General features: G+C 69.4%; 25 protein-coding genes. 12 read left to right on the top strand and 13 right to left on the bottom strand.

What is annotated here, in order from left to right:
* The first annotated feature begins 190 nt into the window (after positions 1-190).
* From F5X71_RS18390 to F5X71_RS18380, 3 genes are read left to right on the top strand one after another with little or no spacing between them, the layout of a single operon-like run.
* Positions 191-1129, top strand: coding sequence for a helix-turn-helix domain-containing protein (locus tag F5X71_RS18390; protein WP_167463142.1), 939 nt, complete (start codon positions 191-193; stop codon positions 1127-1129).
* 58 nt (positions 1130-1187) lie between these two features.
* Positions 1188-1832 carry a TetR/AcrR family transcriptional regulator gene (locus F5X71_RS18385; RefSeq protein ID WP_167463141.1) on the top strand — a complete coding sequence of 215 codons (645 nt, stop codon included), beginning with the start codon at positions 1188-1190 and terminating at the stop codon, positions 1830-1832.
* Entirely contained in the window at positions 1829-2413 is a 585-nt protein-coding gene (locus tag F5X71_RS18380; protein ID WP_167463140.1) for an Rv1733c family protein, read from the top strand. The genes F5X71_RS18385 and F5X71_RS18380 overlap by 4 nt, the downstream gene beginning before the upstream one ends.
* A 229-nt stretch (positions 2414-2642) precedes the next feature.
* Here F5X71_RS18380 and F5X71_RS18375 read toward each other — a convergent pair whose 3' ends face one another.
* The gene (locus F5X71_RS18375; protein WP_167463139.1) at positions 2643-4190 is read right to left on the bottom strand and encodes an acyl-CoA carboxylase subunit beta; all 1548 of its coding nucleotides are present in this window, start codon (positions 4188-4190) and stop codon (positions 2643-2645) included.
* A 527-nt stretch (positions 4191-4717) separates the two neighbouring features.
* Here F5X71_RS18375 and F5X71_RS18370 point away from each other — a divergent pair.
* The 4 genes from F5X71_RS18370 to F5X71_RS18355 are packed head-to-tail and all read left to right on the top strand — an operon-like array spanning position 4718 to position 8066.
* A complete protein-coding gene (locus F5X71_RS18370) occupies positions 4718-5689 on the top strand; it encodes a transcriptional regulator (protein WP_238815307.1) in 972 nt (323 codons plus the stop codon).
* Between the two features lie 57 nt (positions 5690-5746).
* The gene (locus F5X71_RS18365; RefSeq protein WP_167463137.1) at positions 5747-5971 is read left to right on the top strand and encodes a hypothetical protein; all 225 of its coding nucleotides are present in this window, start codon (positions 5747-5749) and stop codon (positions 5969-5971) included.
* The gene (locus F5X71_RS18360; protein WP_167463136.1) at positions 5968-7005 is read left to right on the top strand and encodes an alpha/beta hydrolase; all 1038 of its coding nucleotides are present in this window, start codon (positions 5968-5970) and stop codon (positions 7003-7005) included. Before F5X71_RS18365 ends, F5X71_RS18360 begins: the two co-directional genes overlap by 4 nt.
* A 38-nt stretch (positions 7006-7043) precedes the next feature.
* A complete protein-coding gene (locus F5X71_RS18355) occupies positions 7044-8066 on the top strand; it encodes an LLM class flavin-dependent oxidoreductase (protein WP_167463135.1) in 1023 nt (340 codons plus the stop codon).
* Here the strand turns inward: F5X71_RS18355 and F5X71_RS18350 are convergent.
* Positions 8026-9045 carry an FAS1-like dehydratase domain-containing protein gene (locus F5X71_RS18350; protein WP_167463134.1) on the bottom strand — a complete coding sequence of 340 codons (1020 nt, stop codon included), beginning with the start codon at positions 9043-9045 and terminating at the stop codon, positions 8026-8028. The two genes, F5X71_RS18355 and F5X71_RS18350, sit on opposite strands and share 41 nt — an antisense overlap.
* Before the next feature lie 270 nt (positions 9046-9315).
* On the opposite strand from F5X71_RS18350, the gene F5X71_RS18345 reads away from it, so the two are divergent.
* A complete protein-coding gene (locus tag F5X71_RS18345; protein ID WP_167463133.1) occupies positions 9316-9804 on the top strand; it encodes a hypothetical protein in 489 nt (162 codons plus the stop codon).
* 256 nt (positions 9805-10060) lie between these two features.
* Positions 10061-11182: an esterase/lipase family protein gene (locus F5X71_RS18340; RefSeq protein ID WP_167463132.1), complete on the top strand. Its 1122-nt coding sequence runs from the start codon at positions 10061-10063 to the stop codon at positions 11180-11182.
* Positions 11183-11204: 22 nt separating this feature from the next.
* Here F5X71_RS18340 and F5X71_RS18335 read toward each other — a convergent pair whose 3' ends face one another.
* The 5 genes from F5X71_RS18335 to F5X71_RS18315 all read right to left on the bottom strand — a co-directional run bounded on the left by F5X71_RS18335 (position 11205) and on the right by F5X71_RS18315 (position 15120).
* Positions 11205-11642: a hypothetical protein gene (locus F5X71_RS18335; protein ID WP_167463131.1), complete on the bottom strand. Its 438-nt coding sequence runs from the start codon at positions 11640-11642 to the stop codon at positions 11205-11207.
* A 221-nt stretch (positions 11643-11863) separates the two neighbouring features.
* Entirely contained in the window at positions 11864-12409 is a 546-nt protein-coding gene (locus F5X71_RS18330) for a hypothetical protein (protein ID WP_167463130.1), read from the bottom strand.
* Between the two features lie 3 nt (positions 12410-12412).
* A complete protein-coding gene (locus F5X71_RS18325) occupies positions 12413-12676 on the bottom strand; it encodes a hypothetical protein (RefSeq protein WP_167463129.1) in 264 nt (87 codons plus the stop codon).
* A gap of 211 nt (positions 12677-12887) precedes the next feature.
* Complete coding sequence (locus tag F5X71_RS18320) at positions 12888-14108, bottom strand: PucR family transcriptional regulator (protein WP_167463128.1); 1221 nt, start codon at positions 14106-14108, stop codon at positions 12888-12890.
* A gap of 130 nt (positions 14109-14238) precedes the next feature.
* On the bottom strand, positions 14239-15120 hold the full coding sequence (locus F5X71_RS18315) for a sigma-70 family RNA polymerase sigma factor (protein WP_167463127.1): 882 nt from the start codon (positions 15118-15120) through the stop codon (positions 14239-14241).
* A gap of 87 nt (positions 15121-15207) precedes the next feature.
* On the opposite strand from F5X71_RS18315, the gene F5X71_RS18310 reads away from it, so the two are divergent.
* On the top strand, positions 15208-15555 hold the full coding sequence (locus F5X71_RS18310; protein WP_167463126.1) for a DoxX family protein: 348 nt from the start codon (positions 15208-15210) through the stop codon (positions 15553-15555).
* A 9-nt stretch (positions 15556-15564) separates the two neighbouring features.
* On the opposite strand, the gene F5X71_RS18305 is transcribed toward F5X71_RS18310, so the two are convergent.
* The 6 genes from F5X71_RS18305 to F5X71_RS18280 form a co-directional block, all read right to left on the bottom strand.
* The gene (locus F5X71_RS18305; RefSeq protein WP_167463125.1) at positions 15565-17151 is read right to left on the bottom strand and encodes a GMC family oxidoreductase; all 1587 of its coding nucleotides are present in this window, start codon (positions 17149-17151) and stop codon (positions 15565-15567) included.
* A gap of 118 nt (positions 17152-17269) precedes the next feature.
* Positions 17270-17848, bottom strand: a complete 579-nt coding sequence (locus F5X71_RS18300) for a TetR/AcrR family transcriptional regulator (RefSeq protein ID WP_167463124.1) — start codon at positions 17846-17848, stop codon at positions 17270-17272.
* Between the two features lie 25 nt (positions 17849-17873).
* Complete coding sequence (locus tag F5X71_RS18295) at positions 17874-19343, bottom strand: FAD-dependent oxidoreductase (protein WP_167463123.1); 1470 nt, start codon at positions 19341-19343, stop codon at positions 17874-17876.
* Positions 19344-19354: 11 nt separating this feature from the next.
* A complete protein-coding gene (locus tag F5X71_RS18290) occupies positions 19355-19759 on the bottom strand; it encodes a carboxymuconolactone decarboxylase family protein (protein WP_167463122.1) in 405 nt (134 codons plus the stop codon).
* Positions 19756-20625, bottom strand: coding sequence for an NAD(P)-dependent oxidoreductase (locus F5X71_RS18285; RefSeq protein WP_167463121.1), 870 nt, complete (start codon positions 20623-20625; stop codon positions 19756-19758). The genes F5X71_RS18290 and F5X71_RS18285 overlap by 4 nt, the downstream gene beginning before the upstream one ends.
* Positions 20626-20639: 14 nt before the next feature.
* Positions 20640-22112: an aldehyde dehydrogenase gene (locus tag F5X71_RS18280; RefSeq protein WP_167463120.1), complete on the bottom strand. Its 1473-nt coding sequence runs from the start codon at positions 22110-22112 to the stop codon at positions 20640-20642.
* A 300-nt stretch (positions 22113-22412) separates the two neighbouring features.
* Here F5X71_RS18280 and F5X71_RS18275 point away from each other — a divergent pair, with 300 nt between their 5' ends.
* Both F5X71_RS18275 and F5X71_RS18270 read left to right on the top strand, forming a co-directional pair.
* A complete protein-coding gene (locus F5X71_RS18275) occupies positions 22413-23615 on the top strand; it encodes a cytochrome P450 (RefSeq protein WP_167463119.1) in 1203 nt (400 codons plus the stop codon).
* Positions 23615-24451, top strand: coding sequence for an SDR family oxidoreductase (locus tag F5X71_RS18270; RefSeq protein ID WP_167463118.1), 837 nt, complete (start codon positions 23615-23617; stop codon positions 24449-24451). Before F5X71_RS18275 ends, F5X71_RS18270 begins: the two co-directional genes overlap by 1 nt.
* Position 24452: the final 1 nt, after the last annotated feature.

The raw sequence follows: 24452 nt of genomic DNA, 5'->3' as shown, positions 1-24452 counted from the left end.
AGCAGTTGGTGCCGGGCCAAAGGTGGCTGGTGCCAGGTCGATAGCGGCTGGTGCCGGGTTAAGAGCGGCTGGTGCCGGGCCGACGGCGGCTGGTGCTGGGCCCAGTGCGGGTCCGGCACCAGCCGGACACGACCGCGACAGGGTCTTTCGTCAGTAGAAACTGACAAGCTTCACATGGCAGACTCGGGGTATGCGTGCTGCGGAGGTACGACAGTCGACCGATTCGTCGCGCGCCGGCGCGACACCGGCGGGCGGACCCACCGTGTTGCGTATGGTGCTCGGCGGTCGGTTGCGCAAGCTCCGCGAGGCGGCGGGCATCAGCAGGGAGGACGCGGGCGAGGCGATTCGCGGCTCGCACTCGAAGATCAGCAGGCTCGAATTGGGCCGCACCGGTTTCCGTGAACGGGACCTGATCGACCTGCTGAATCTCTACCAGGTCACCGATCCGGCCGAGGTCGAGGAGTATCTGGCGCTGGCGCGGCAGGCGAACGCGTCGGGCTGGTGGCATCGCGACAGCGACTGGCTACCCAAGTGGTACGACACCTATCTCGGCTTGGAACAGGCCGCCACACTGGTCCGTTCGTACGAACCGCGGGCGGTGCCGGAACTGCTGCAGACGCCGGAATACGCGCGGGCCCTGCTCTCGCTGGCGCACTCGGCCGAACCGCAGGCCGCGATCGAACGGCGGGTCGCGCTGCGCATGGGACGGCAGGAGATCCTGGAACGCAAGAATCCGCCGCAACTGTGGGTGGTCGTGGAGGAGGCCGCGCTGCGCCGCCCGATCGGCGGCTCCGCGGTGTGGAACGCCCAGATCGAGTACCTGCTGCGCGCGGTGACCCGGCAGAACGTCACGATGCAGGTGCTCGCCGACCACGTCGGCGGTCCGGCGCTGGCCGACGGTGCGTTCACCATGCTCCGCTTCGCTGAGTCGGACCTGCCCGACGTCGTCTATCTACAGCAGCTCACCAGCGCGCTCTATTTGGAGAAGCAGGCCGATCTGGACGCGTATCGCGCTGTGGCGAACCAACTTTCGGTGCACGCCGCGCCGCCGGAATACACCGTCGGCCTGCTGGAGGCGCTGCGCAGGCGCCAGCCGCGCATTCTGGATCAGCCCTCGGGTCACGCCTGACCGGTATCCGGCGGCGAGGTATTGTCCCGATGGGACAATATGGTGGTACGCTGCGGTTATGAGCGACATCGGTGTCGATCTGGATGGCCGAAGGCTGCGCACCCGGCGCAGTAGGGAAGCGCTGTCGCGGGCCGCGTTCGACCTGCTGACCGAGCGGGGCCTGGACGCCGTCGCCGTCGAGGACATCGCGGTACGGGCCGGCGTCACCCGGCGCACCTTCAGCAGGCATTTCACCTCCATCACCGAGGCGGTGCTGGGCGAGGTCGACCAAGACGTCCACCTCTTCAACGCGGCGCTGGGCAGGCGGCCGCTCGGCGAGCCGCCCCTGCTGGCCTATCGCAACGCCGTCCACGACTGGTTCGACGCCGAATACGGGGGCACCCGGTCGGTGCTTTTGGCCAGGCGGTGGACGTTATTCCAGCGATTCGAAGACGAGCCCGAATTGTTCGCCGGATATCAGCGAATTCGGGTCGATGGTCAGCGAGAATCGGTGCGGATCATCGCCGATCGGCTCGGTGTCGACCCGGCGCTCGACCTGCGTCCGGCCGCCGCGGTCGCCGTGGGCGCGGGTTTGTTGCTGGCGGCGTTGCAGACGTGGGCCGCAGGCGACGATCCGGACCGTTTGCCCGCTTTGATCGAAGGGTATTTCGACACCCTGGTCGCACTCACCACCGAATTCCGGAGCGAGGAGTCACCGTCATGACAACAGGGTCGGTGAATATGTACCGCAGGACCTGCCGCCGCGTCGGGCTGGATCGAAATCCGATGCGCCGCAGAGAAGATCGCGTGCAAACCCTGGTCGCCGCCGGATTGATGCTGCTGTTCGCTCTGCTCGTGCCGCTGCTTGTGCTCACGATCGGCGCCTCGGTGTACCGCACCGAGACCGCCGCGGTGCACGCCGAAATGGCCGAGCTGCACCAGGTGGACGCGGTGGTGACCGCGACAGGCAAGGCGCCGCTGTACGCGCCGATCATGCCCGCCAAGGTGGCCTGGACCGATCCCGACGGCACCAGTCACACCGAGGACTACCAATCGACCACGGTCGTCGAACCCGGTCAGGACGTGACGATTTGGCTCGACGAGGCCGGCCGGATCGTCGAGCCGCCGTCGCAGAGCCAGGCACTGAGCAAGGCGGTGCTGCTCACCGGCGGCGCGCTCGTCGGCGTCACGGCGGTACTGGCGGCATGCTATTTCGCGCTGCGGCACAGCCTCGACCGCAAGCGCCTGCGGATGTGGGAAATGGAATGGGCCACAGCCGATCTGCGCTGGGGCAGCCACAGCTGAACGAGAGTGCGGCGCGCCCGCCGACGGAGGGTAGGGTTCTTCCGCAACCAGTAGGGTGCAGGCGGCGGGCACGCTGCGTGCCCAACGGTGTCGCGGCGAAACGACGCGTGGGCATGGGACCGAGACTAGCGGATCGAGGGGTCGCGAGGGCTACCCGCGACCGGTGTCCGGAGACCTCATGATCGAGTACCCGGTTGTGTTGTGAGACAACACAACCGAGGCGCCCTGCTTACACCGGCATCAGGCTGTGCTTGCGCGGATTCGGCTTGGTGGTGTCCTTTTCGCGCAGCAGCCGCAGTGCCTTGCGAATCTCCAAGCGGGTCTGCGCTGGTTCGATGACCGCGTCCACGTAGCCGCGCTCGGCCGCGATCCACGGGGTCGCGATCGTGGCGTTGTAGAACTCGATCATCTGCTCGCGCGCGGCCGCGCGCTGCGCGGGCGGGGTGGCCTCGAGCTGCTTGCGGCCGATGATGCCGACCATGCTCTCCGCGCCCATCACCGCGATCCGCGCGGTCGGCCAGGCCAGACTGATATCGGCGCCGAGCTGCTTGCAGCCCATCACCGCGTAGCCGCCGCCGTAGGCCTTGCGGGTCACCACCGTCACGATCGGCACGGTCGCCTCGATCACCGCGCGGAAGAACCGTCCGCCGCGCTTGATGACCCCGTTGCGTTCCTCCTCGACACCGGGCAGCACGCCGGGGGTGTCGACGACGAAGATCAGCGGCAGACCGAAGGCGTCGCACAGCCGGATGAAATGGGTTGCCTTGTCCGAGCATTGGGCGTCCAGCGCGCCGCCGAGCACCTGCGGCTGGTTGGCGATCACGCCGACGCTGCGGCCGTCGACCCTGGCGAAGCCGGTGATCAGATTCCGTGCGGTCGCCGCGGCCATCTCGTGGAACTCGCCGTCGTCGAAGATTCGCAGCAGGATCTCGTACATGTCGTAGCCGACCTTGTCCGAGTCCGGAATGATCGAGTTCAACTCGAGGTCGTGCGCGGTGAGTTCCGGTTCCAGCCCCGGATTCACCAGCGGCGGCTGTTCCAGGCAGCTGGTCGGCAGGTAGCTCAGGTAGTTGCGCACCCAGTCGAAGGCCGCCTGCTCGTCGGGCGCGACGTGGTGCAGGGTGCCGTTCACGGCCTGGACCGCGGCGCCGCCGAGTTCTTCGGCGCTGACCACTTCGCCGGTGACGGCCTTGATCACCTCGGGCCCGGTGACGAACATGTAGGACTTCTCGGTGGCTACCAGCACGTCCATGTTGACCGGTCCGTACACCGAACCGGCGGCGCACTTGCCGAGCATGATCGCCACCATCGGCACGTAGCCGGACAGCTCTTCCTGCCGTCGGCACATCAGCGCGTACCAGGCCAGCGAGGTGACGGCGTCCTGGATGCGCGCGCCGCCGGAGTCGTTGATCGCCACCACCGGGCAGGCCTTCTCGTAGGCGAACTCCATCGCGGCGGCGACCTTACGGCCGAACATCTCGCCGACCGAGCCGCCGTGCACGGTCTGATCGTGCGCGATCACCACAACGGGGCGTCCGTCGATGGACCCCCGGCCGGTGACCACGCCGTCGCCGTACATGGCGTTGTTGGCGCCCGGTTGGCGGACCAGCTTGCCCATCTCCACGAAGCTGCCGGGATCGAGCAGGGCGCGGACGCGGGCGCGGGCGCTGGGTATGCCTTTCGCCTTGCGTTTGGCGATGCCGACCTCGCCGGCGGGCTCCTCGGCGAGCTCCAGGATGCCCCGCAGCTCTTCCAGCTTCTCTCGCGTACCGCTCATCTGTGGTTGTAGCCCTTCGAAACTAACTTTGCCTCAGCCGCGTCGCCGGACGGGGCGCAGCGCTCGATGGTATCCGTGCACCGTGTCGCTGCACACCTGTTCGTCGTTACCGATGCGGCCGCCCCGGGTGTGGTCTGCGCGCCAGTACCCGCCGCGAGCTGCCTGACCGGCGAGTTTGGGTGGACTACCAACCCGGGGCGCGCGGGCGCGGTGAGTGTTCATGACAGCAGTGGCTTCACCTGTTGAAGTGTGTACCGCGCGTTCTAGGGTGAGCCCGACGCAGCGCCGGAATGCGCGGTCGGCGCTGCGTCGTTTTCCGTGTGTCCAGGGGTCGGTAGGTGGCCGACAATTCGGCGGCGGTAATGTGTTGCGGGTAAGCGAAAGCAATCTTTCGAGGCGACCGGTACGTCCAAATAGGCTCGCGGACTTGTGATTTCACCCAATTAGCGCGGCGCGGACTGATGACTTACCCGATTCCGCCGTCGTCTCCCGATTCGAACACAATTCGCCGCTAGCCTTCGTGAGTCATGACGGCTATACGGATGAGTTCGGGCACCGAGGGTCTGGCGTCGGAACTGCTGGACTACTTGGCGCAGCACACCGGCCGTGGTCAGCGTGGCGAGGTCGTGCGCACCATGCGCGGCTGTGTGCTGGCGGCCGCGGACCGGCGGACGCCACACTGGCAGACTCCGGTAGGCGCGCCGCCCGAGATCGCCGGCGTCGCGGCGCGATCGGCGCGCGAAGGGGTGGCGCTGGAAACGGTGCTCGGCGCGTATCACGACGAAATCCGTTCCGGCCTCGACTTCGTGGCGGCGAGCACCGACAACGACGAGCTGATCGCGGGTGCGCGATTGATCCTGCGGGTGCTGGAGCTGGTCACGCTGAGTGCGGCGACGGCCTACGTGGACGAGCATCGGGTGGTCGCCCGCGAACATCAAACGGCCGCACAGACTTTGGTCTCCGCGCTGCTCGGCGGGCACGCGGTGGGGGAGTTGGCGACACAGACCGGCATCGCGGTCGCCACCCGCTATCAGGTGGTGGCGCTGAACATTCCGGCCCATCCGGACGAGCGAAGACCCGGTGCGGGCACCCTGGCCGCCCGGCGCAAACTCCGCAGGTTGCAGGCCGCGCTGGCCGATCCGCTCGGCTCGCGCGCGTTGCCGCTGCTCTCCGCGGCGGGCGGCACCATATTGGTTCCGGTCGATGCCCCGCACGCGCGGGTCGGCGCACCCGCGCTGACCGCCGACGTGCTCACCCTGCTGAGCGAGGCCGCGGAGGTGTCGTTGACCGCGGTGGTCGCGACCGGCGAGACCGCGCACATCCCCGAATTGGCCGCGCACACCCACGATCTGCTGGACCGGATGCGGGCGGCCGGGCGTCCGCCCGGCCTCTATCGGGTCTGTGATCCGGCGGTGGCGCCCCGTTGTGACGGCGAACAGGAGGGTCCGGTTCCGGTCGTCACCCACACCAAGAATCACGAAATCGGTCGTTCCGCCTGATTATTCAGCGATACCGTCGAATTCGGCGTGCGCACCACGCCGAGCAGAGGAGTTCGAGTGATCACCGCGCCGACTGAAACCGACCGCCTGCTCAATGATGAACCGCGTCGGACAAATCCACGCTCCTATCACCGGATGATCTCGGTGACACCGCTGGAAAACGCCGCCGAAATGGTCGATCGGAATATCGAGATGCCGTCTGGCGGCACCGGTCTCGTCCTCGGACGCGGTGACGACCATCGGGTAGCGGCCGGAACAGAACGCCGCGCCGCGCCGCGATGAGCAGCCGAGGGCCGATCACCGCGGCGGCGCTGGCCGCGATCACCGTGCTGGGCGTCGTGCCCGCGCACGCGGACGAGGTGCCCGGTGTCCCGAGCGCTCCGCCGCCCGCGATCGATCCCGCCATGACGCGGACCGGACTGCTGTCCATCGAGAGCATCGGCCCGCACCGCGACCAGTTGCGGATCGCGTCCGCGGCGATGCGCCGGGTGATCGAGGTGGACGTGCTGCGCGGCACGGGCGCGGCCGCACGCCCGACGCTGTATCTGCTCGACGGTGTCGACGGCGAGGCCACCTCGGGCTGGCTGAGCAAGGGCGGGGCGGCGGAGTTCTTCGCGGACAAACCGGTGGACGTGGTGCTGCCCAGCGGCGGCACCGGCAGCATGTACAGCGACTGGGTCCGGCACGACGCCGCGCTCGGGCTCAACCGGTGGGAGACGTTCCTGACCGAGGAATTGCCGCCGATCGTGGAATCGCTGCTGAAAGCCGACGGGCAGCGCGCCATCGCGGGCGTCTCCATGGGTGCGCAGGCGGCGATGATGCTGGCCCAGCGCCACCCCGGCCGCTACCGTGCCGTCGCGGGCCTGAGCGGCTGCTATTCCACCGCCGACCCGCTCGGCCACGCGGTCACCACGATCACCGTGGCCTCGCGCGGCGGCAACGTCGAAAATCTGTGGGGCCCACCGTCTTCACCGGAGTGGGCGGCGCACGACAGCCTGCTCGGCGCCGCGGCGCTGCGCGGCACCGCGATCTATCTCGCGGCCGCGAACGGTACCCCGACCGACGCCGATCTGGTCGCGATCGCCCGGGCGCCCTCGGTCGTCGACGCGCTGCGGCTGGCCGGCGGCGGTGCCGCGCTCGAAGCGGGCGCGCGCACCTGCACCGAACGCTTCGCCGCGCGCCTGGGGGAACTGCGGATCCCCGCCGCCGTCGAGTACACGCCCGCAGGCATGCACACCTGGCCCGATTTCGAAGCCCAGCTGCCCCGCATGTGGCGGGCGCTGGCGCCGACCTTGGCGCCGCCGTCGCCGAAGTGAGCGGGAATCACGGCGCCACGATCGCGTTGACTCCAGATATGACCTCGGCACTTCCCTCCGTCCGGTTCTCCATCCTGGACCGCTCCCGCGTCCGGCGCGGCCAGAGCCATCCCGCGGCGCTGCGGGACACGGTCGAGTTCGCCCGGCTCGCCGAGGAATGGGGCTACCACCGCTTCTGGGTTTCGGAGCATCACGGCGTGCCCGGCGTCGCGGGTTCGGCGCCGACCGTGCTGGCCGCGGCCGCCGCGGCGGCGACCGAGCGCATCCGGATCGGCACCGGCGGGGTCATGCTGCCCAACCATCAGCCGCTGGTCGTCGCCGAACAGTTCGGCGTGCTGGACTCGTTGTATCCGGGCCGGATCGACATGGGCCTCGGCCGCTCGGTCGGTTTCACCGACGGCGTGCGCCGGGCGCTGGGGCACGACAAGCGCGACGCCGAGGATTTCGACGCCCAACTGAGCGAGCTGCTCGACTATTTCACCCACGGCCGGGACGGCGTGCACGGCTGGCCCGCCGAGGGTCTGCGGGTTCCGGCGTATCTGCTGGCCACCGGATCGGGGGCGGAGCGGGCGGCCCGGTTCGGCCTGCCGCTGGTGATCGCGGCGATCGGCGGCCGGGATCGGATGATCGAGGCGATCGCGCGCTACCGAGACGGTTTCCGCGCGACGGCGTGGGGCGCCGCACCGTACGTGATCGTCTCGGGCTCGGTCGTCATCGCCGACACCACCGTGCAGGCGCGTCGGCTGCTGCTGCCGGAGGCCTGGTCGGCCGCGTACTCGCGTACCCGAGGCGAGTTCCCGAGCCTGATCCCGCCCGCGGAGATCGAGGCGATGACCATGACCGAGCGGGAACGCCGGATCTTCGAGGAGTCGATGACCGGGCACGTGCACGGCACCGAGGACGAGGTCGCCGAACAACTCGAGCAGCTGGTGACGGCCACCGGCGCCGACGAGATCCTGGTGCACACCAGCACCTTCGACCGTGCGGCGCGGCTGGAGTCGCACCGGCGGCTGGCCCTGCTCACCGGGTTGTCCGCCGCGCGAGCGAGATCGGCCGCGTGAGCACTCGATCGCGCCGGGGCAGCGCGACTTCGGCGGCGGCGTAACCGAACACCGGGCGTCCGTCGCAGCGGGCGTCGAGCGCGATGGTCGCGCGGTGGCGCCGTGCGTCCAGCGCGGCGACGCGGCCGCGGAATTCGAGCTCCCGGGTGGCGCCCGGCGCGATCCGCAGCGCGTGCGTGAAGTGCGCGAATTGGGCGCGCAGGCGGGTGATCACGGCCGGGTCGCCGAGGCGAGTACTGAGGAAGGCCGCGGCGAGGCCGAGTTTCATGGTGTCGGTCGCGGTGGCCGCGTCGGGGGAGTCTGGGCCGTGGTGTCCGACGATCGCGGCGTAGTGCAGCACGTCGTCGAAGCAGAGCCGAATCCGGTGCGGGGCGAGTTCCTCGCCCACCGTGAGTGCGCGGGCAGTGCTGTGCCGCACCGGAACCGGCGGTCGCGGCAGTGGCCCGCGGTGCTCGACCGTGCTCGGTCGCGGCGGGCGTGGATCGCCGGTCCCGATCGCGCGGATCGTCTCGGCCATGCGCGCACCGGCCGGTCCGGTGCGGGCCAGCAGGGCGGTCGAACCCGTCTGGACCACCGCGGCGTGCTGATCTGTGAGCACGCTCCTGATCGTGAGCACGTCGTAGTCCGCGAACTGGCGCGTGGATTCGACGGCGAGGTCGCCGGTCAGCCGATCGCCCGCGACCAGCGGGCGCACCGTGTCGATCACCTGATCCGCGTGCAGAATTCGAGCAGCCGGGTAGTCGGCGCGGATCGTATCGAGTAATTCGCGCTGGACATCGCCGAGAATGGCGCAGGCGAACGGCACGGGGGCGAGCAGGCCGCGGTAACCGAGATCGGCGGCGGCAGTGACGCTCCAGTGCGCCGGATGGAAATCCCGCACGGCGCGCGCGAATTCGCGAATCCGGGTGGGGTCGACCAGATAGGGGGCGCGCGCCCGGCACCGCTGGTCGGCCAGCGTCCACGTATTGACCTCGGCCATCGGCTCATCCTCGACCACCGCGTGGCGCGGCAACAGGCGACCCGGCGCTTTCTGGAGAATTCACGGCTTCGGGCGCGCCCGCTTTGGGAGGAGTTCCGGAACTGTGCCGTTTACCTAAGCGCGACAACGCCATTGGTGACCTGTCCAGATAACGCGGTCGGCGCTGGGCGGCGCATTCCGGCGGATTTAGCGTGTGGCGCAGCCGCGCGCCGTGGATCGGCATTGTGCCCGGCGCGGGTGAACTCTTCGTGCGAAATAGGAAGGCGTGCAATGAAACGAACGACCACGCGACGGTCGGCAGCGGCGGTGCTGGCCGGTGTGGCGGTGCTGGTGCTCGGTGTCGGTGGCGTCGACGCGCAGGCTGAGCCCGCGCCGGCGCCGACCGAGCAGGACCTGGCCGACTACATCGCCGCGGGGCGTAAGGCCGCGCCGGTCGCGAACTCCGGGAGTTCGTCGGGCTCCGCCTGTAACTCGGGCAGCGGCACGGGTTCGGGTAGCGGGTCCGGCGACTGCTACGGCGGCTCGGGCAGCAGCTGCGGGCTGTCCGGCGGATACGCCAGTGACACAGTCGGTTACGGCCCGCCGATGACCTCGTGGCTGGCGGCCTTCGGTTACGGCCTCACCCATCCCGACGCCGCACCGCCGGGCGCCTCGCCACGCGCGCTGTCGATCGCGCTGCGTGCGCTCGACCCGGCCGGACACCCGGACCTGACATGTACCTTCAATCCGTGGGCGGTCGGCGGCGGCGGATCGCTGTGAGTCCGAGGGCGTCATCGACCGCGCGGCGGGCGCGCGCACGGCTCGGTCTGTACTCGCTGAAGGCGTGCTGAACCAGGTTCACCGGCTGTTGGCCAATCCTTCTCCTTGCCTCCATCGGACGCTGTTTTGCTCGAAGACGCGCCGATCCGGTGCGGGAAGGTCCGGGACCACGTGCAGGGGATCCGGGCCTTCCCGCATCGGATCGTGTTGTTGCGCGGGTGGTTCGGTCATGGTGTGCGAAGCGGGAAGGCGTGTGATGAAACTGAGGTCCGCCGGTCGGTTGCCGATCGTCGCGGTGTTGCTGGGGGTGGTGCTCCTCGTGCTCGGGGCGACGAGCACGCAGGCGAACGCCGCGCCGCCGGAATCATCGGTGCCGCAACGGCTAGCCGAGTTGATCGGGGTGCGCGGGCGGCCGGCGCCGATCGCCGCGTCCGACAGCATATCCGGCCTGTCCGGCGGATTCGCCAGTGACACAGTCGGTTACGGTCCGCCGCAGCGGTCGTTCCTGGCGGCCTTCGGTTACGGCCTCGGGCATCCGGACGCCGGGCCCGCAGGCAGCAACGACTGGGACTGCAGGCCGAGCGCGGCGCATCCGCGTCCGGTCGTGCTGCTGCACGGCACCTGGATGAACGCCTACAACAGCTTCGCCTACATGAGCGGACCGCTGCGCGACGCGGGCCTGTGCACCTTCGCCTTCAACTACGGCCGCTCCGGTCCGGCCCAGGGCGGCGGGTTACCGCCGTTGCTGCCCGGTCTGATGGGCACCGGTGACATCGCCGACTCGGCCCGGCAGCTGGCCGATTTCGTGGACCGGGTGCGCACGGCCACCGGCGCGGGGCAGGTCGACCTCATCGGCTACTCGCAGGGTGCGGCAATGGCCAACTGGTACACCAAGTTCGAGGGCGGCGCGGACAAGGTGGGCCATCTGGTCAGCTTCGGTGGCACCCATCACGGGACGACCCTCGACGGCATCGGCCTGCTCGGCCGGATGATCAACAATGTCGGGCTGAACGTGATCGGCGCGGCCGGTGTCCTGGTGGGTGACGCGGCGGTGCAGCAGACGGTCGGCTCGAACTTCGTCGGGCAGTTGAACGCCGAGGGCGACACGGTGCCCGGCATCGACTACACCGTGGTCGGCACCCGGTACGACGAGATCGTGACGCCGTACCATTCGACCTTCCTGCGTCCCGGCGCGGGCGCCTCGGTCGAGAACATCACCCTGCAGGACGGCTGCGAGCAGGACCTGTCGGATCACCAGACGATCATGTATTCCCCGCGCGCGCTGTCGATCGCGCTGCGCGCGCTCGATCCGGCCGGTCATCCCGATCTGGTCTGCACCTTCAACCCGTGGTTGATCGGCGGTGGCGGCGGCCTCTGACCGCGGCACGCGCCACGGGGTTTCACTCGGCGGCCGTGGCGTACTGCGCCGACATCGTCGCGGCGACGTCGGTCGCGGTGAGCGTCGCGCAGGTGCAGGCGGCCAGATACTCCGCCCACGACGTCTCCTGCTCCAGGAAGCTCTCGGACTGTGTTGTCGCACAGAAGAACTGTGCCGAGGCCACCTTGTCGTCGAGTCCGAAGACGACGTCGACGGCCACCTCGCGCTGCGCGGCGACGGTGATCGCGGCGATCGCGCGGCGGCCGATCACGTGTTTGGCGTGCACCTTCGCCAGGGTGAGATCACGGACCCGTGGCGTGCTGATCCCGACGACGTTGCCGTAATGCCAACGGCGGCCGGACTGTCCGCCCGCCTGCCCGGCGGCCGCGTGCACCGCGAGAATGAGTTCGCTGAGCGCCGCGGCGGCGACTGTCACCTCATACGTTTGTCGACGGTTCACGATCGGTGCCCAAACCTTCCGCCTGCGGTCGCGCTGCAAAGTGGCCCGGCGACCGAGTTCAGAGAAAACAATGCCCTGGAAGTTCCTTGGGCGCCGTTGGTCTGCAACGACGGTGCGGTCCTCGCCGGATGCCCGTTCCGTTTCGTCCGCTAACCCTTGACGTTGTCACGATTCGGCAACATTGTCTGTCGGTCGAATGTCCGACACGACGGGTGGGTGGGTCAGAGCCTGCCGCGTCCCTCGGTCACCGGCGTCGGCAACCGCTCAAGGCCGGGCAGCATGCCGAGCGGGATCGCTTGTGCGGCAACGAAGATGTCGGCGAAGCCCACCGGAACCCTGGCGCCGACCGTGCCGATGCCGAACTGCCACGGTGGCCGCAGTGTGCCCTGCGGTCCGCTGACCCGTTTCGCGATCTGCGCGGTGGTGAAGTCGGTGTCGCAGTGCGGGAAGCAATGCACGGCGATCGCCGAGCCGTCCGGTCCGTCCAACGCCATCCACAGGATCGCGCTGTGCCCGGGAAAGCAGCCGACATACGGTGACTCCGAGGCGAGTTCGGCCCTGCGGAACGCGGGCGCCGCATCGGTGAGCGCGGTGAAGCAGCGGCGGATGTCGCCGGGGCCGTAGATCAACAGGCTGAGTCCGGCCTGGTCGAGCCCGATGAAGGTGGACTGCTTGGGATTTCCTTCGTCACGGGGATCGAGCAGCGCGACCCGCCCGGGGCCGAGGCTCGAGTGCGCGGAGCGCGGCCGGTCACCGAACAGCGCCATCGTTCACCGCTCCTGGTAGTTCTGTAGGATCTGGGTCTTCTTGTCCAGGTATCGCTTCAGCTGATTGGCGTTGTCGTCGAACGCGGCGATCGAACGCAGCACGTAGTCGAGATCGCGCTCGAACTGGTCCTTCACGCTGTCGCGCCACTCGGCGCCGCGCAGCGAGGACCGTACCCTGGTGAACGCCCGCTCGATCTCCCGCTGTGATCGATCGATGTCGCCCTTGAGCTGTTGGAGCGAATCCGGGTTCGCCTGAACGGAACTCATCGTGACTCCTTCTGCGCGGGTCCGGATGCGCGGACACTGTCGAGTTGTCCTGCCGATTATCGGGTGGCGATACCCGCGCTCGCTGTCCGCCGAACAGCGGACAGCGAGGCCGACCAGGCAGAACGCGACATGACACGCGGCACACGCCGAGAAGTCGCGAGCGATCGAGCACTATCCGGCCGCAGCGGCCGGGTGGCGGTGTGGCGCAGGCTCAGCTGGCCCGGTAGGTGCGGGCCACCAGTGCCGAGCGCAGATACCAGAGCCCGGAGGGTTGGGACGGGTCGAAGCCGGTGAGCTGACCGATCCGCTTGAGCCGGTAGTCGACCGTGTTGGTGTGCACGTGTAGCACCCGGGCCGTGCGCTGCCGGTTGAGGTTGTTGCCGATGTGGCGCTGCAACGTCTCCAGCAGTTCGGGGTGCTCGTCGAGCGGGTCGAGCAATTGGCCCAGGTACTCGCGGCCGGGTCCGGGGCGGGTGAGCTGATACTCGAGCGCGAGCTCGTCGAACCGGTACAAGCCGGCGACCGCCTCCAGGCGCTGCACCATGTCCAGCAACTCGTGTGCCTGGTCGGCGGCGTTGGGGATCTGCTCGGGCGTGGCCTCGACCATGGTGGCGGTGATGCCGACCTGCGCCGCGAGCGTCAGCTGGTTCACCAGGGCGTCATAGCCCTCGTTGTCGAAGGTGGACGAGGGGATCAGCACCGTGCCGCCGTCCACGCTCAGCAGCGACAGCGCGCTCTCACCGCAGCGGGTCGCCAGCTCGGCCTGCACCCGGCGCAGCTTGCGCCGGGCGACGACCTTGTGGTCGATCATCGGGTTCTGTTCCTCGCGATGCGGCGGGATCGCCACGGCCAGCACGGCATACGAGGGCGCGATGGCGATGCCGCACTCGCGGGCCATGGTGGAGGTGCTGTGCCCGCCGAGCAGCGCGGAGGTCAGGGTGTGCACCGCGGTGTGGTGCTCGCTGACCACCGAGCGCAGCTCCTTGATATAAGCGACCGAGATCGCTGAGCTGATCATGTCCAGGATCTCCAGGACCATCTTGGCGCCGTCGACCAGGCTGTCGTAGTCCTTGATCGAGGCGTCGGAGACCACCAGGTCCAGGCCCATCTTGAAGCCCTCGTGGATGGCGTGGTGGATGGTATCGATCGGCACGCCCTCGCGCGCCCACGCCGCCGCGGCGTCGCGGATGCGCTGCAGCTTCTCCGGGATGTCCTGGCCGTCGAGCACGCTGACCGCGAACTCCAGGCAGACCCGGGTGATGGTGGTGACATCGCCGGAGATGGCGTCGGCGGGCAACGTGCCGCAGGGGATGACATTGGCAACGAAGTGCCCGACCATCTGGCGCGATAACGCCCGAACGTCCTTGAGCGGGGACGACATCGGCTTCCCGGCAAGCGTGAGACTCTGCCTGGCCGAACTGTCGATCGACATTGACGACTCCTTCCGCCCCCGGAATTTAGCTGTGCGGCGCATTCACACTAATAGGTCGGTGCTGGTGGTGGAACGAATCGCGATCTTCTCGGCGACCTACAGAGACTGGTCGGTTGGTGTTTGTGACGCGTCACAAGTCGGGCAGGACGGCCAGGTCGAGCGCGCGCAGCCGGGCCGGATCGGCGATCACCGTGTAGCCCGCGACCCGCCCGGCGCGCACCGTGACGGTCAGCGCGAGCAGCAGTTTGCCGCGCGGGGCGACCAGAATGCCGACGGCTCCGTCGACCACAGCGAGTGTCGCAACCTGGGAACGGCGTTGCAGCAGCACGGTTTCGCGGGCCACCGCCTGCGCGCCGCGCACGATCTCCGCCATGCCCGCGAGCAGTGCGGCCGGGTCGGCCACCCGTACGACATCGGGAGCGAGCACCGCCAGCAGGGCGTTCAGATCACCGCCACGCGCGGCGGCCAAGAAGGCCTCGACTACCCGGCGTTGCTCGGCGAGTTCGGTTGTCGTGGTTCCGGTCTCCCCGCGGGTCCGCCGCCGCGCCCGGCTGGCCAGCTTTTTCGTCGTCGCGGGCGTGCGGCCCACGATCGGCGCGATCTGCTCGAACGGCACCGCGAACAGATCGTGCAGCACGAACGCCACCCGCTCGTCGGGACCGAGCGTGTCGAGTACTACCAGCAGCGCCCGACCCACCGAATCGATCAATATCGCTTCGTGTTCCGGGTCGCTGTCGTAGGCCGCCTCGCCCAGCTCGGCCTGCGGCTCGAGCGGCTCCTCGCGGCGCGCCGCTCGCGCTCGCAGCATGTCCAGGCAGATTCGCGAGACCACGGTGGTGAGCCAGGCGATCAGATTGTCCGGCGCCGCGCCCTCGTGCCGGGCCAGCCGCAGCCAGGCTTCCTGCACCGCGTCGTCGGCCTCGGCGACCGAGCCGAGCATGCGGTAGGCGAGCGCGCCGAGGTGGGTGCGGTGGGACTCGAAGCGTCGCGCCAGCACCTCCTGATTCGGCATCGGTCACCTTTCCGCTCCGGCACTCGTCAGATGGTCGAGGGATCCACGATCGCAGACCGATCCCGAGTCGAATAAGGAGGGTGCACCATGTCCACTGCCTATGTTCTCGTCACCGTGGCCGCCGCGGCGGCCACGCTCGTCGCGAGCGGAATAGATGTGTTCCGCGCGCAGTGGGTGCGCGCCAACATGCGCGGCTACGGGCTACCGGAGTGGACGCTCTATCCGCTCGCGGCGATCAAGCTGGCGGGTGCGCTCGGCCTGCTGGCCGGGCTCGTCTACCGGCCGCTCGGGCTGGCGTCCGGGATCTGCCTTGTCCTCTATTTCCTCGGCGCGCTCGCCACGGTGCTACGCGCCCGCGCGTACACCGACCTCGGCTACCCGTTGCCGTATCTGCTGCTCGCCGCCGGTTCGGTCGCGCTGTGCGTGCTGACCTGAGCGGCGGGCTCAGCCGTTGCGGATGAAGCGGGCCGCTTGTTCGCCGATGAAGACGGCGGGTGCGTGCGTGTGCCCGCGGATCAGCATCGGCATGACCGAGGCGTCGGCCACGCGAAGTCCTTGCACGCCACGCACTTGCAGCTGCGGCGTGACGACGCTGCCCGCGTCGGTGCCCATCCGGCAGGTGCCGACCGGGTGGTACAGCGTGTGCGAGTAGCCGTTCAGGGTCAGCTCGAGGGTGGCCTCGAGGTCGTTCGGCGCCTGCGGCGGATAGATCAGCGGGCCGAGCACCGCCCGCATCGCGGGTGTCGCGGCGATATCGGCGCAGATGCGCAGGCCCGCCATGATCGCGGCCCGGTCGGTGCCCGCGCGGTCGGACAGATAGCGTGGGTCGATCACCGGCTTTGCGGCCGGATCGGGTGCGGCGAGCGTGATGCGGCCGCGGCTGTGCGGGCGCAGCAGCACCGTCGCGAGTATGACGCCGTGCTCGGTCGGATCGACGAGACCCTCATGATAGAAGGGCGCGGGCGCGTAGAGCAGTTCGAGGTCCGGGATGTCGAGATCGGGGCTGCTGCGGACGAATCCGTAAGCCTCGGCGACATTGGAGGTGAGCATGCCGCGGTGCCGGAGGAAGTAGTCGAGCAGCTGGCGCGGCTTCTCCGCACCGAACAGGGTGTCGCCGTCGGTGCCGTAGCCGATGCCGGCGACGAGATGATCCTGCAGGTTGGCGCCCACCTCCGGGGCATGGTGCAGCGCGCGAATACCCAGGCGCGCCAACTCGTCCCGGTCGCCGATGCCCGAAAGCATCAGCAGCTGCGGGCTGTTGACCGCGCCGCCGCAGAGGATCACCTCGCGGCGCGCGGTCACCGTGTGCGGGCCGCCACCCTGGTGGTACTCGACCCCGACCGCACGGGTTCCGTCGAACAGCACCCTGGTGGCGGGCGCCTCGGAACGCACCGTGAGGTTGGGCCGGCGCAGCGCGGGGCGCAGGTAGCCGTCGGCGGTGCTCCAGCGTCGGCCGCCGTGCTGGCAGACCATGGTCTGGGTGAAGCCTTCCGGCTCAGGTCGATTCGCCGGTTCGACCCCGAACCCGGCCTCCTGCACCGCCGTCAGGAAGGCCGCGGTGGAGGCGCGGGGGCTGCGCTGGCGCGAGACGAACATCGGGCCGTCGGTGCCCTCGTCGGGATACTGTGCGTTCTCGACCTTTTCGATCCGCCGGAACTGATCGACCGCGGCGGCGAACCCCCACTCCGCACCGGCCAGCAACGCCCACTCGTCGTAGTCGGCGCGGAAACCGCGCACCCACATCATCGCGTTCATCGACGACGACCCGCCGAACATCTTGCCGCGCGGCCAGTAGATCTGCCGATTCTTCAGCTCCGGCTGCGGTTCGGTGAGATAGTCCCAATCCACCTCGGAGCGAAACAACTTCGCGAAACCGGCCGGGATATGCACGAACCGGTTCGTGTCCCGCGGGCCCGCCTCCAGCAGCACCACCGAGGTGCCGGGGTCGGCGCTGAGCCGGTTCGCCAGCACCGCGCCCGCGGAGCCGGCACCGACGATGACGTAGTCCGCGGTAAGCCCACCTAGTTGCACTGTCCACTCCGATCCGCGCTGCCTATGAGCAAGATACGAGCAACGCGGGAACCGGGGTTCGATTTCGCTATAACCGGAGCCAAGTCACACCGGGGCGGGCCTGGGTTCTGTCGCGAATTCAGCGCAGGATGAGCAGCGCGGATTTCTCGATGCGGTCGGCGATCTCGGCGTAGGAGCCGTAGCCCATGCCCGCGCGCACCAGTGCGCCCGCGTAGAGCAGTTCCAGCGATTCCACCACATCGGGGTCCGGGTCGGGGTCGAGTGCGCGGATGATCCTGGCGCGGATCTCGGCGCCGACGCGCCCGCGCAGATGCTCGACGTCGGGGTCGCGGCCGAGCAGCGCGCTGGTGACCGCACCGGAGAGCTCTTGCTCGTCGGCGACCAGCATCGCGATCGCGCGCAGTTCGGCGACGACCCGGACCACCGGGTCCTGGTCCGTGCTGGCGGGCGAGGGCGCCGCCATCAAGCGCCGCCAGAAGATCTCGGCGACGAGGTGTTCCTTGGAGGAGAAGTAGGTGTAGGCGGTCGCGGCCCCGACCCCAGCCGCCGCCGCGACCATCCGGATGGTCATGCCCGCGAATCCTTCGCGGGCAAGGACTTCCACCGCCGCCCTGGTGAGCTTGTCGACGGTGTCGGCCTGCTTCCCGGACAACCTGCGCCGGGTCGCCTCGAGCGCGATGGACTCGGGTTCGGACATGTGACCGGATCCTACTACGGCCGGGTCAGCTCTTGGCCGCGGCGAGACCCGCTCTGCGCCCGTAGAAGCTGCCGTCACCCAGCGAAGCGCCGCTGACGTACCCGCCCGCGCAGAGTCCCGAGGTGCAGCGTCCGGCCGCGAACAGCCCGGCGATCGGCGCACCGGAGACGTGCAGCACCCGCGAATCCAGGTCGGTGCGCAGCCCGCCGAGGGTGAAACCCGCGGTGAAACCGCGCATGTCGAAGGCGGCCAGCGAACCACGCAGCGGCCGTAGCCATTCCGGCTTCTTGCCGAGCAAGGGGTCCTTGCCTGCGGCGGCGTGCAGGTTGTAACAGTCGACGGTGGACCGCAACGCCAGCTCGGGCAGCCCCATCTCCGCCTCGAGCTCGGCGACGGTCTCGGCCGCCCAGGTCGGGGGTTGCCGGAAGAACGGGGTGGCGGTCTCGGTGGCCAGGCCTGCCTCGTAGGCGGTCTCGTCGATGACAAGGAACGCCTGGTTGTCCTGCTGAATCAGTGTCGCCTGCCCGATCCGGCCAGGATAGGTGTCCTCGGCGATGAACCGTTGCCCGCGCCCGTTGACGAGGATGCCGCGGGCGAGCAGCTGCGGGTCGCCGAAGAACGCCACTTCGGTCGCGTCCATGTGGGCCAGCTCCGCGCCGAGCGCCTGGGCGACGCGGATGCCGATGCCGTCGTGTTCCTCGATCGCCGCCGCGGGCCTGCCGATCAGGCGCGGCGCGTAGCCCTCGACCATCTGCTGGTGATAGGCGAAACTGCCGGTGGCGAGCACGATGCCGCGTTCGGCGCGGATCGCCACCTCGGTGCCGTAGCGCCGGGCGATCACCCCGACCACCCGATCGTCGTCGTCGACCACGAGCCGGCCGAGGCGCATGTCGTATTCGACACCGACCCCGAGGGATTCCGCGGTTTCCGCGAGCGGCTTCATCAGCATGTAGCCGCCGCTGCGGCGGCCGATCTTCTTGTCCGCGAATCGCGGAACATGCCCGCGCGGAGCGGGTTTCGCGAGCGCGTTGAACGGCGCGGCGTTCTCGCCGCCGGAGTACATCAGGCCCTCGTCGTGTGGCGGTTCCCAGCCAGGCTCGCCCCAGAACGCCTCGCGGAACGGCACCCCGTTGGCCACCAGCCAGTTGTAGTGCTCGACGCTGCCGCGACAATAATCGGCGACCTTGGCCCGGTCCACGCCCGGCCCGAGGGCCGCGAGCAGGAAGGTCTCCATGTTCTCCGGGGTGTCCTCGAAGCCGAGCGCCTGCTGCAGCGGTGTGCCGCCGCCGAGGTAGATGAACCCGCCCGCCATCGCGGCCGCGCCACCCCAGCCGCCGGTCCGCTCCAGGATCAGCACCTCGGCGCCCGCGCGGGCCGCCTCGATGGCCGCGCAGACCCCGGCGATGCCGTAGCCGGCGACGACCACGTCGGCCCGCAGGTCCCAGTCGGTGATGGCGCTCGCACGCAGGGGGCGAAGGGTATTGGCATCGGACATGTTCGGTTCCTTCACTCGGCGCGGTCGTCGTGCTCGGCGCGGGCGGCCTTCTTCTGTTGCGCCACAATGGTGCCCACCAGTAGGTCGAGTTTGGTGCCGTTCGGCCAACCGACGTAGTGGCAGAGGAAGACCGCGATCTCGTGCAGTTGCTCCTCGGTGAGCTCGTCGTTGCGCAGCGCGGCGCCGATCTGGATGCCCGCGGTGTCGATGGCGCCCTGCGCGGTGAGCGCGCCGAGCAGCAACAGCCTGCGATCGCGCACCGACAGTTCGGTGCGCGACCAGATGTCGGCGAAGAGATGGTCGGCGGTGACGGCGAAGTGGCTGCCGGGATAGTCCTGGAATTCGGTGCCGTACACCTCGGCCATCTTGGCGAGGCCACGCGCTCGCGTGGTCTCGGCGCAACCGTGGTCGGTCATGCGGTTTCCCCTTCGGAGGTCGATGCGCCGACACCGAGTCCGGTGCCGAGGCGGGCCAGCGCGAGTTCGGTCAGCGGGAGCGACACGTCGAGCCTGGCACCGAGGTCGAGCGCGAGCGAGAGGTCCTTCTCGCCGAGATCCCGCACGTGCCGCAGGATCGGCGACCAGAAGTCGCCGTCGGCGATCGGGCCCGTGCGGTCGCGCAGCATGATGGCGCCGGGACCGCCTGCGACAGCGTCGGAGTGGCGAACCACCTTGCCCAGCACGGTGAGATCGAGCCCGGCTGCCTCGGCGAGACGTTGCGCCTCGGTGGCCGCGGTGAAGGCGATGAAGTGGATCAGGTTGCGCGCCAGCTTCATCCGTGTGCCCGCGCCCACCGGCCCGGCGTGCACGATGAGGTCGGCGAAGCAGCCGAACGGCGCGCGCACGGTGGCATAGGCCGTCTCGCTGCCGCCGATGAGCACCGCGAGCCTGCCCTGCTTCGCGCCGGGGGTGCCGCCGCTGACCGGTGCGTCGACGAATTCGACACCGCGGGCGCCACATTCGGCGGCGAGCTGTTCGGCCGTGTGGTCGCTGATCGTGGAGTGCACCGCCACGACCGTGCCGGGCGCCGCGGTGCGCAGTACCCCGTCGGGCCCGGTGAGCACCGTGCGCACCTGGTCATCGTCGACGACCGCCACCGAGATCACGGCGGCTTGCTCGGCGAGTGCGGCCGGGGTCCGGGCGACGGCCGCGCCCGCCGCTGCGTACGGTTGAACCGCCGCCGCACGGACATCGCAAACCGTCAGCCCGCTGGGCCATTCCAACAGCCGCTTGGCCATCGGCGCGCCGAGCACGCCGAGCCCGATGAATCCGACCCGTGCCATGGCTGTGTGCTCCTTCATCCGGCGGTCGCGATGAGCTTGGTCTCCAGGTATTCCTCGAACCCGGCCACGCCCATCTCGCGGCCGATGCCGGACTGCTTGTAGCCACCGAACGGCGCGTCGGCGCTGTGCCAGACGCCGCCGTTCACGCTCAATGTCCCGGTGCGCACACCCTCGGTGACGCGACGAATCCGGGCGGGGTCGGTGCCCCACACCGAACCGGACAGCCCGTAGGGGGAGTCGTTGGCGATCCGGATCGCGTCCTCGTCGCCGTCGTAGGGGAGCACCACCAGCACCGGTCCGAAAATCTCCTCCTGTGCCACGGTGGCCGAATTCGGTACGTCCGCAATGAGTGTCGGTTCGAAGAAGAAGCCGCGGTCCCGGCGGCGGCGGGGCCTGCCGCCGCCCACCACCACCCGGCCGCCCTCGGCGCGGGCGATGTCCAGATAGTGCTGCACGCGGTCGCGCTGCCGCGCGGAGATGAGCGGACCGCAGACGGTGCGGGGATCGGCCGGATCGCCCGGTGCGATCCCGGCGAGCGTCGCGGCCGCGGCGTCCACCGCCACGGCATAGGCGGCGCGCGGCACCAGTAGGCGGGTGGCCAGGGCGCAACCCTGTCCGGCGTGCACGCAGACCGAAAAGGCCGCCACCGCACAGGCTGCCGCGATATCGGCGTCGTCGAGCACGATGCACGCCGACTTGCCGCCCAACTCCAGAAACGTCCGCTTCACCGTCGCGGCCGCGCCGCGCAGCACCGCACGGCCGGTCCGGGTGGAGCCGGTGAAGCTGATCAGGTCCACCAGCGGGTGCTCGGCGAGCCGCGCGCCGATGCCGTGGTCGGCCGAGGTCACGATGTTCACCACGCCCGCGGGGATATCGGTCTGCTCGGCGATGACGGTGCCGAGCGCCGCGGCGCACCACGGGGTGTCGGGAGCGGGCTTGAGCACCACCGTGTTTCCGGCGGCGAGGGCGGGACCGAGCTTGGCGAAGGTGATCTGGTGCGGGAAGTTCCACGGCGTGATCGCGCCGACCACGCCGACCGGTTCGCGCCGCAGCCGCCTGCGGGTCTTGATGCCCATCGGCGTCGCGGTACCGAGATCGGTTTCCCAGGAGTAGTTTTCGGCCAGCGACGCCGGATACGCCAGGTCCGCGATGGGGCCGTCCAGCTGCGGCCCCTTGGTGAACATCGCGGGCGCGCCCGCCTCGGCGATGGTGAGTTCGCGCAACTCCTCGATCCGGGAGCGCAGTGCCGTACGCAATTGTTCGAGGCAATGCGCACGAAAGCCGTGGTCTCGCGACCACGCTGTCTCGTCGAACGCCTTGCGTGCCGCGGTGACCGCGGCGTCCAGGTCGGCGGCGTTCGCGTTGGCGGCGTGCCCGAGCACCTCCTCGGTCGCCGGGTTGACGGTGCGGAAAACCCCGTCGCCGCCGGCGACGAGTTCGCCGCCGATCAGCTGGCGCGCACCGGTCGCGGGCACGAGGCTGTTCATCCGTTGCTCCGATGCTGTCTGGACAGGTGTACGGAATATAGGCGTACCGCGCGAATCATCGCAAGAACGCGTTCTAATTCCATCATTCGTCGCGTTCGCTCGCCTCGGTGTCGAGAAATCTCTGTCGTTCCCGGGCGCGTCGCCGCCCCGGTGCGCGATGGTGGTGTCAATCCAGCGGAACCGTGGTCGAAGGTGGGGGCCGATGGTACTGTCCAGACACATGTCCAGTTATGTGTCGCCCGCGGCGGTGCCGCGCGGGTATGGTCGGGAGAACTTGTTCTCGAACCTGCGAGGGTTGCGATGACGGCCGGCGTGGAACCCTTGACGTTCGATCCGTACGACTACCGCTGGCACGAAGACCCGTACCCCACCTATCGGCGGCTGCGCACCGAAGCGCCGCTCCACCACAACGCCGAACTGGATTTCTGGGCGTTGTCCAGGCACGCCGACGTCGTCGCCGGATTCCGGGACAGCGCAAGGCTTTCCAGTGCGAACGGGGTGACGCTCGATCCGGCCGCGTGGGGTCCGCACGCGCACCGGGTGATGTCGTTTCTGGCCATGGACGATCCCCGGCACCTGCGCATGCGCAGGCTGGTGTACAAGGGCTTCACCCCGAAGCGGGTGGCCGAAATGCGCGGCCGGATCGAGGAATTGACGCTGTCGTATCTGGAGCCCGCGCTCGCCCGCGGTGCGTTCGACTGGATCGACGAGGTCGCGGGCAAGCTGCCGATGGACGTCATCTCCGAGCTGATGGGCGTGCCGGAGTGCGACCGCGCCGACATCCGCGGGCTCGCCGACCTGGTGGTCCACCGCGAGGACGGCACCTTCGACCTTCCGCAGGCAGCGATCGAGGCGTCGATCAAGATGCTCACCTACTACAGCGAGATGGTCGCCGAGCGCAGGCGCAAGCCGACCGGCGATCTCACCTCGGCGCTGCTGGATGCCGAAATCGACGGTGACACTCTGTCGGACGCGGAGATCATCGGTTTCCTTTTCCTGATGGTGGTGGCAGGCAACGAGACCACGACGAAACTGCTGGGGAACGCGCTGTATTGGGGCGCGCGCTATCCCGGGGAGTACGCGAAGGTAGCCGCCGCGCCCGCACTGGTGCCGGACTGGGTGGAGGAAACCCTGCGCTACGACACCTCCACCCAGGTGATCGCGCGGACCGCGACCGTGGACCTGGACTATCACGGCGCGACGGTGCCCGCCGGGGCCAAGGTGCTGCTGCTCATCGGCTCGGCCAACCGGGATCCCGCGGTGTTCGCCGACGGCGACAGCTATCGCCTCGACCGCACCGACAAGTCCGCAGTGGCGAGTTTCGGTGCGGGCGTGCACTACTGCCTCGGCGCACACCTGGCCCGGCTGGAGGCGTCGGTCGCGTTGCGCGAGTTCGTCTCCCGGGTGCGCTCGTACGCGGTCGTCGAGTCGGGCGTGCGGCGGGTGCACTCGTCGAACGTGCGCGGTTTCGCCCAGCTCCCGATCGCCGTGGAGGTGAAGTAGTGGCGCGCTTCGAATCCCACCCCGCGCGGCGTCCGGTGCTGGTCGCTGGGGCGTCCTCGGGGATAGGCGCGGCCACCGCCGTCGCGCTGGCCGAGTTGGGGCACCCGGTGGCGCTCGGCGCGCGTCGCGCCGAGCGGTGCGCGGAATTGGCGGAGCGGATTCGGGCCGATGGTGGCGAGGCGTTCGCCCACCGGCTCGATGTCACCGACACCGCCTCGGTCGACGCGTTCGCCCGCGCCGCGGAAGAAGCGTTGGGTCCCATCGAGATCCTGGTCTCCGGTGCGGGCGACATCGAGTTCGCGCCGGTGCACGAGATGGACCCGGAGCGATTCCTGCGGCAGGTGCAGGTGCATCTGGGCGGGGCGCACCGGTTGGTGCATCGGCTGCTACCGGGCATGCTGGCCCGCCGTCGCGGTGACATCGTCGTGATCAGCTCGGACTGCGCACCCGATCCCCGCCCGCGCACGGGCGCCTACAGCGCGGCGAAGGCGGGGCTGGAGGCAATGGTCACGCAGCTGCGAATGGAGTTGTCGGGCACCGGGGTTCGGGCCTGCCTGGTGCGGCCGGGGCCGACACTGACCGGGATGGGCATGGATTCGACGCCGGAGGTCATCGGTCCGCTGCTCGAGTCCTGGCAGGACTGGGGTTTCGCGCGTCATCCCAACATGCTGCGCCCGCGGCATCTGGCCGCGGCGGTGGCCGCGGTGGTCTCGGCGCCGCGCGGTGCGCACCTGGTGCTCGTCGAGGTGCAGCCGGAGGAACCGGTCCGCGCGCAAGACGAGCAGCGGCCTTCGTCTTCGCCGAGCGGCATCCCCCCGCCGCTGACGGCGGTGTAGC

Origin of the sequence: Nocardia brasiliensis, from assembly GCF_011801125.1 — a bacterium.
In the GTDB taxonomy this organism is placed as follows: Bacteria; Actinomycetota; Actinomycetes; order Mycobacteriales; family Mycobacteriaceae; genus Nocardia; species Nocardia brasiliensis_C.
This window is presented reverse-complemented; position numbering and strand designations above follow the sequence as displayed.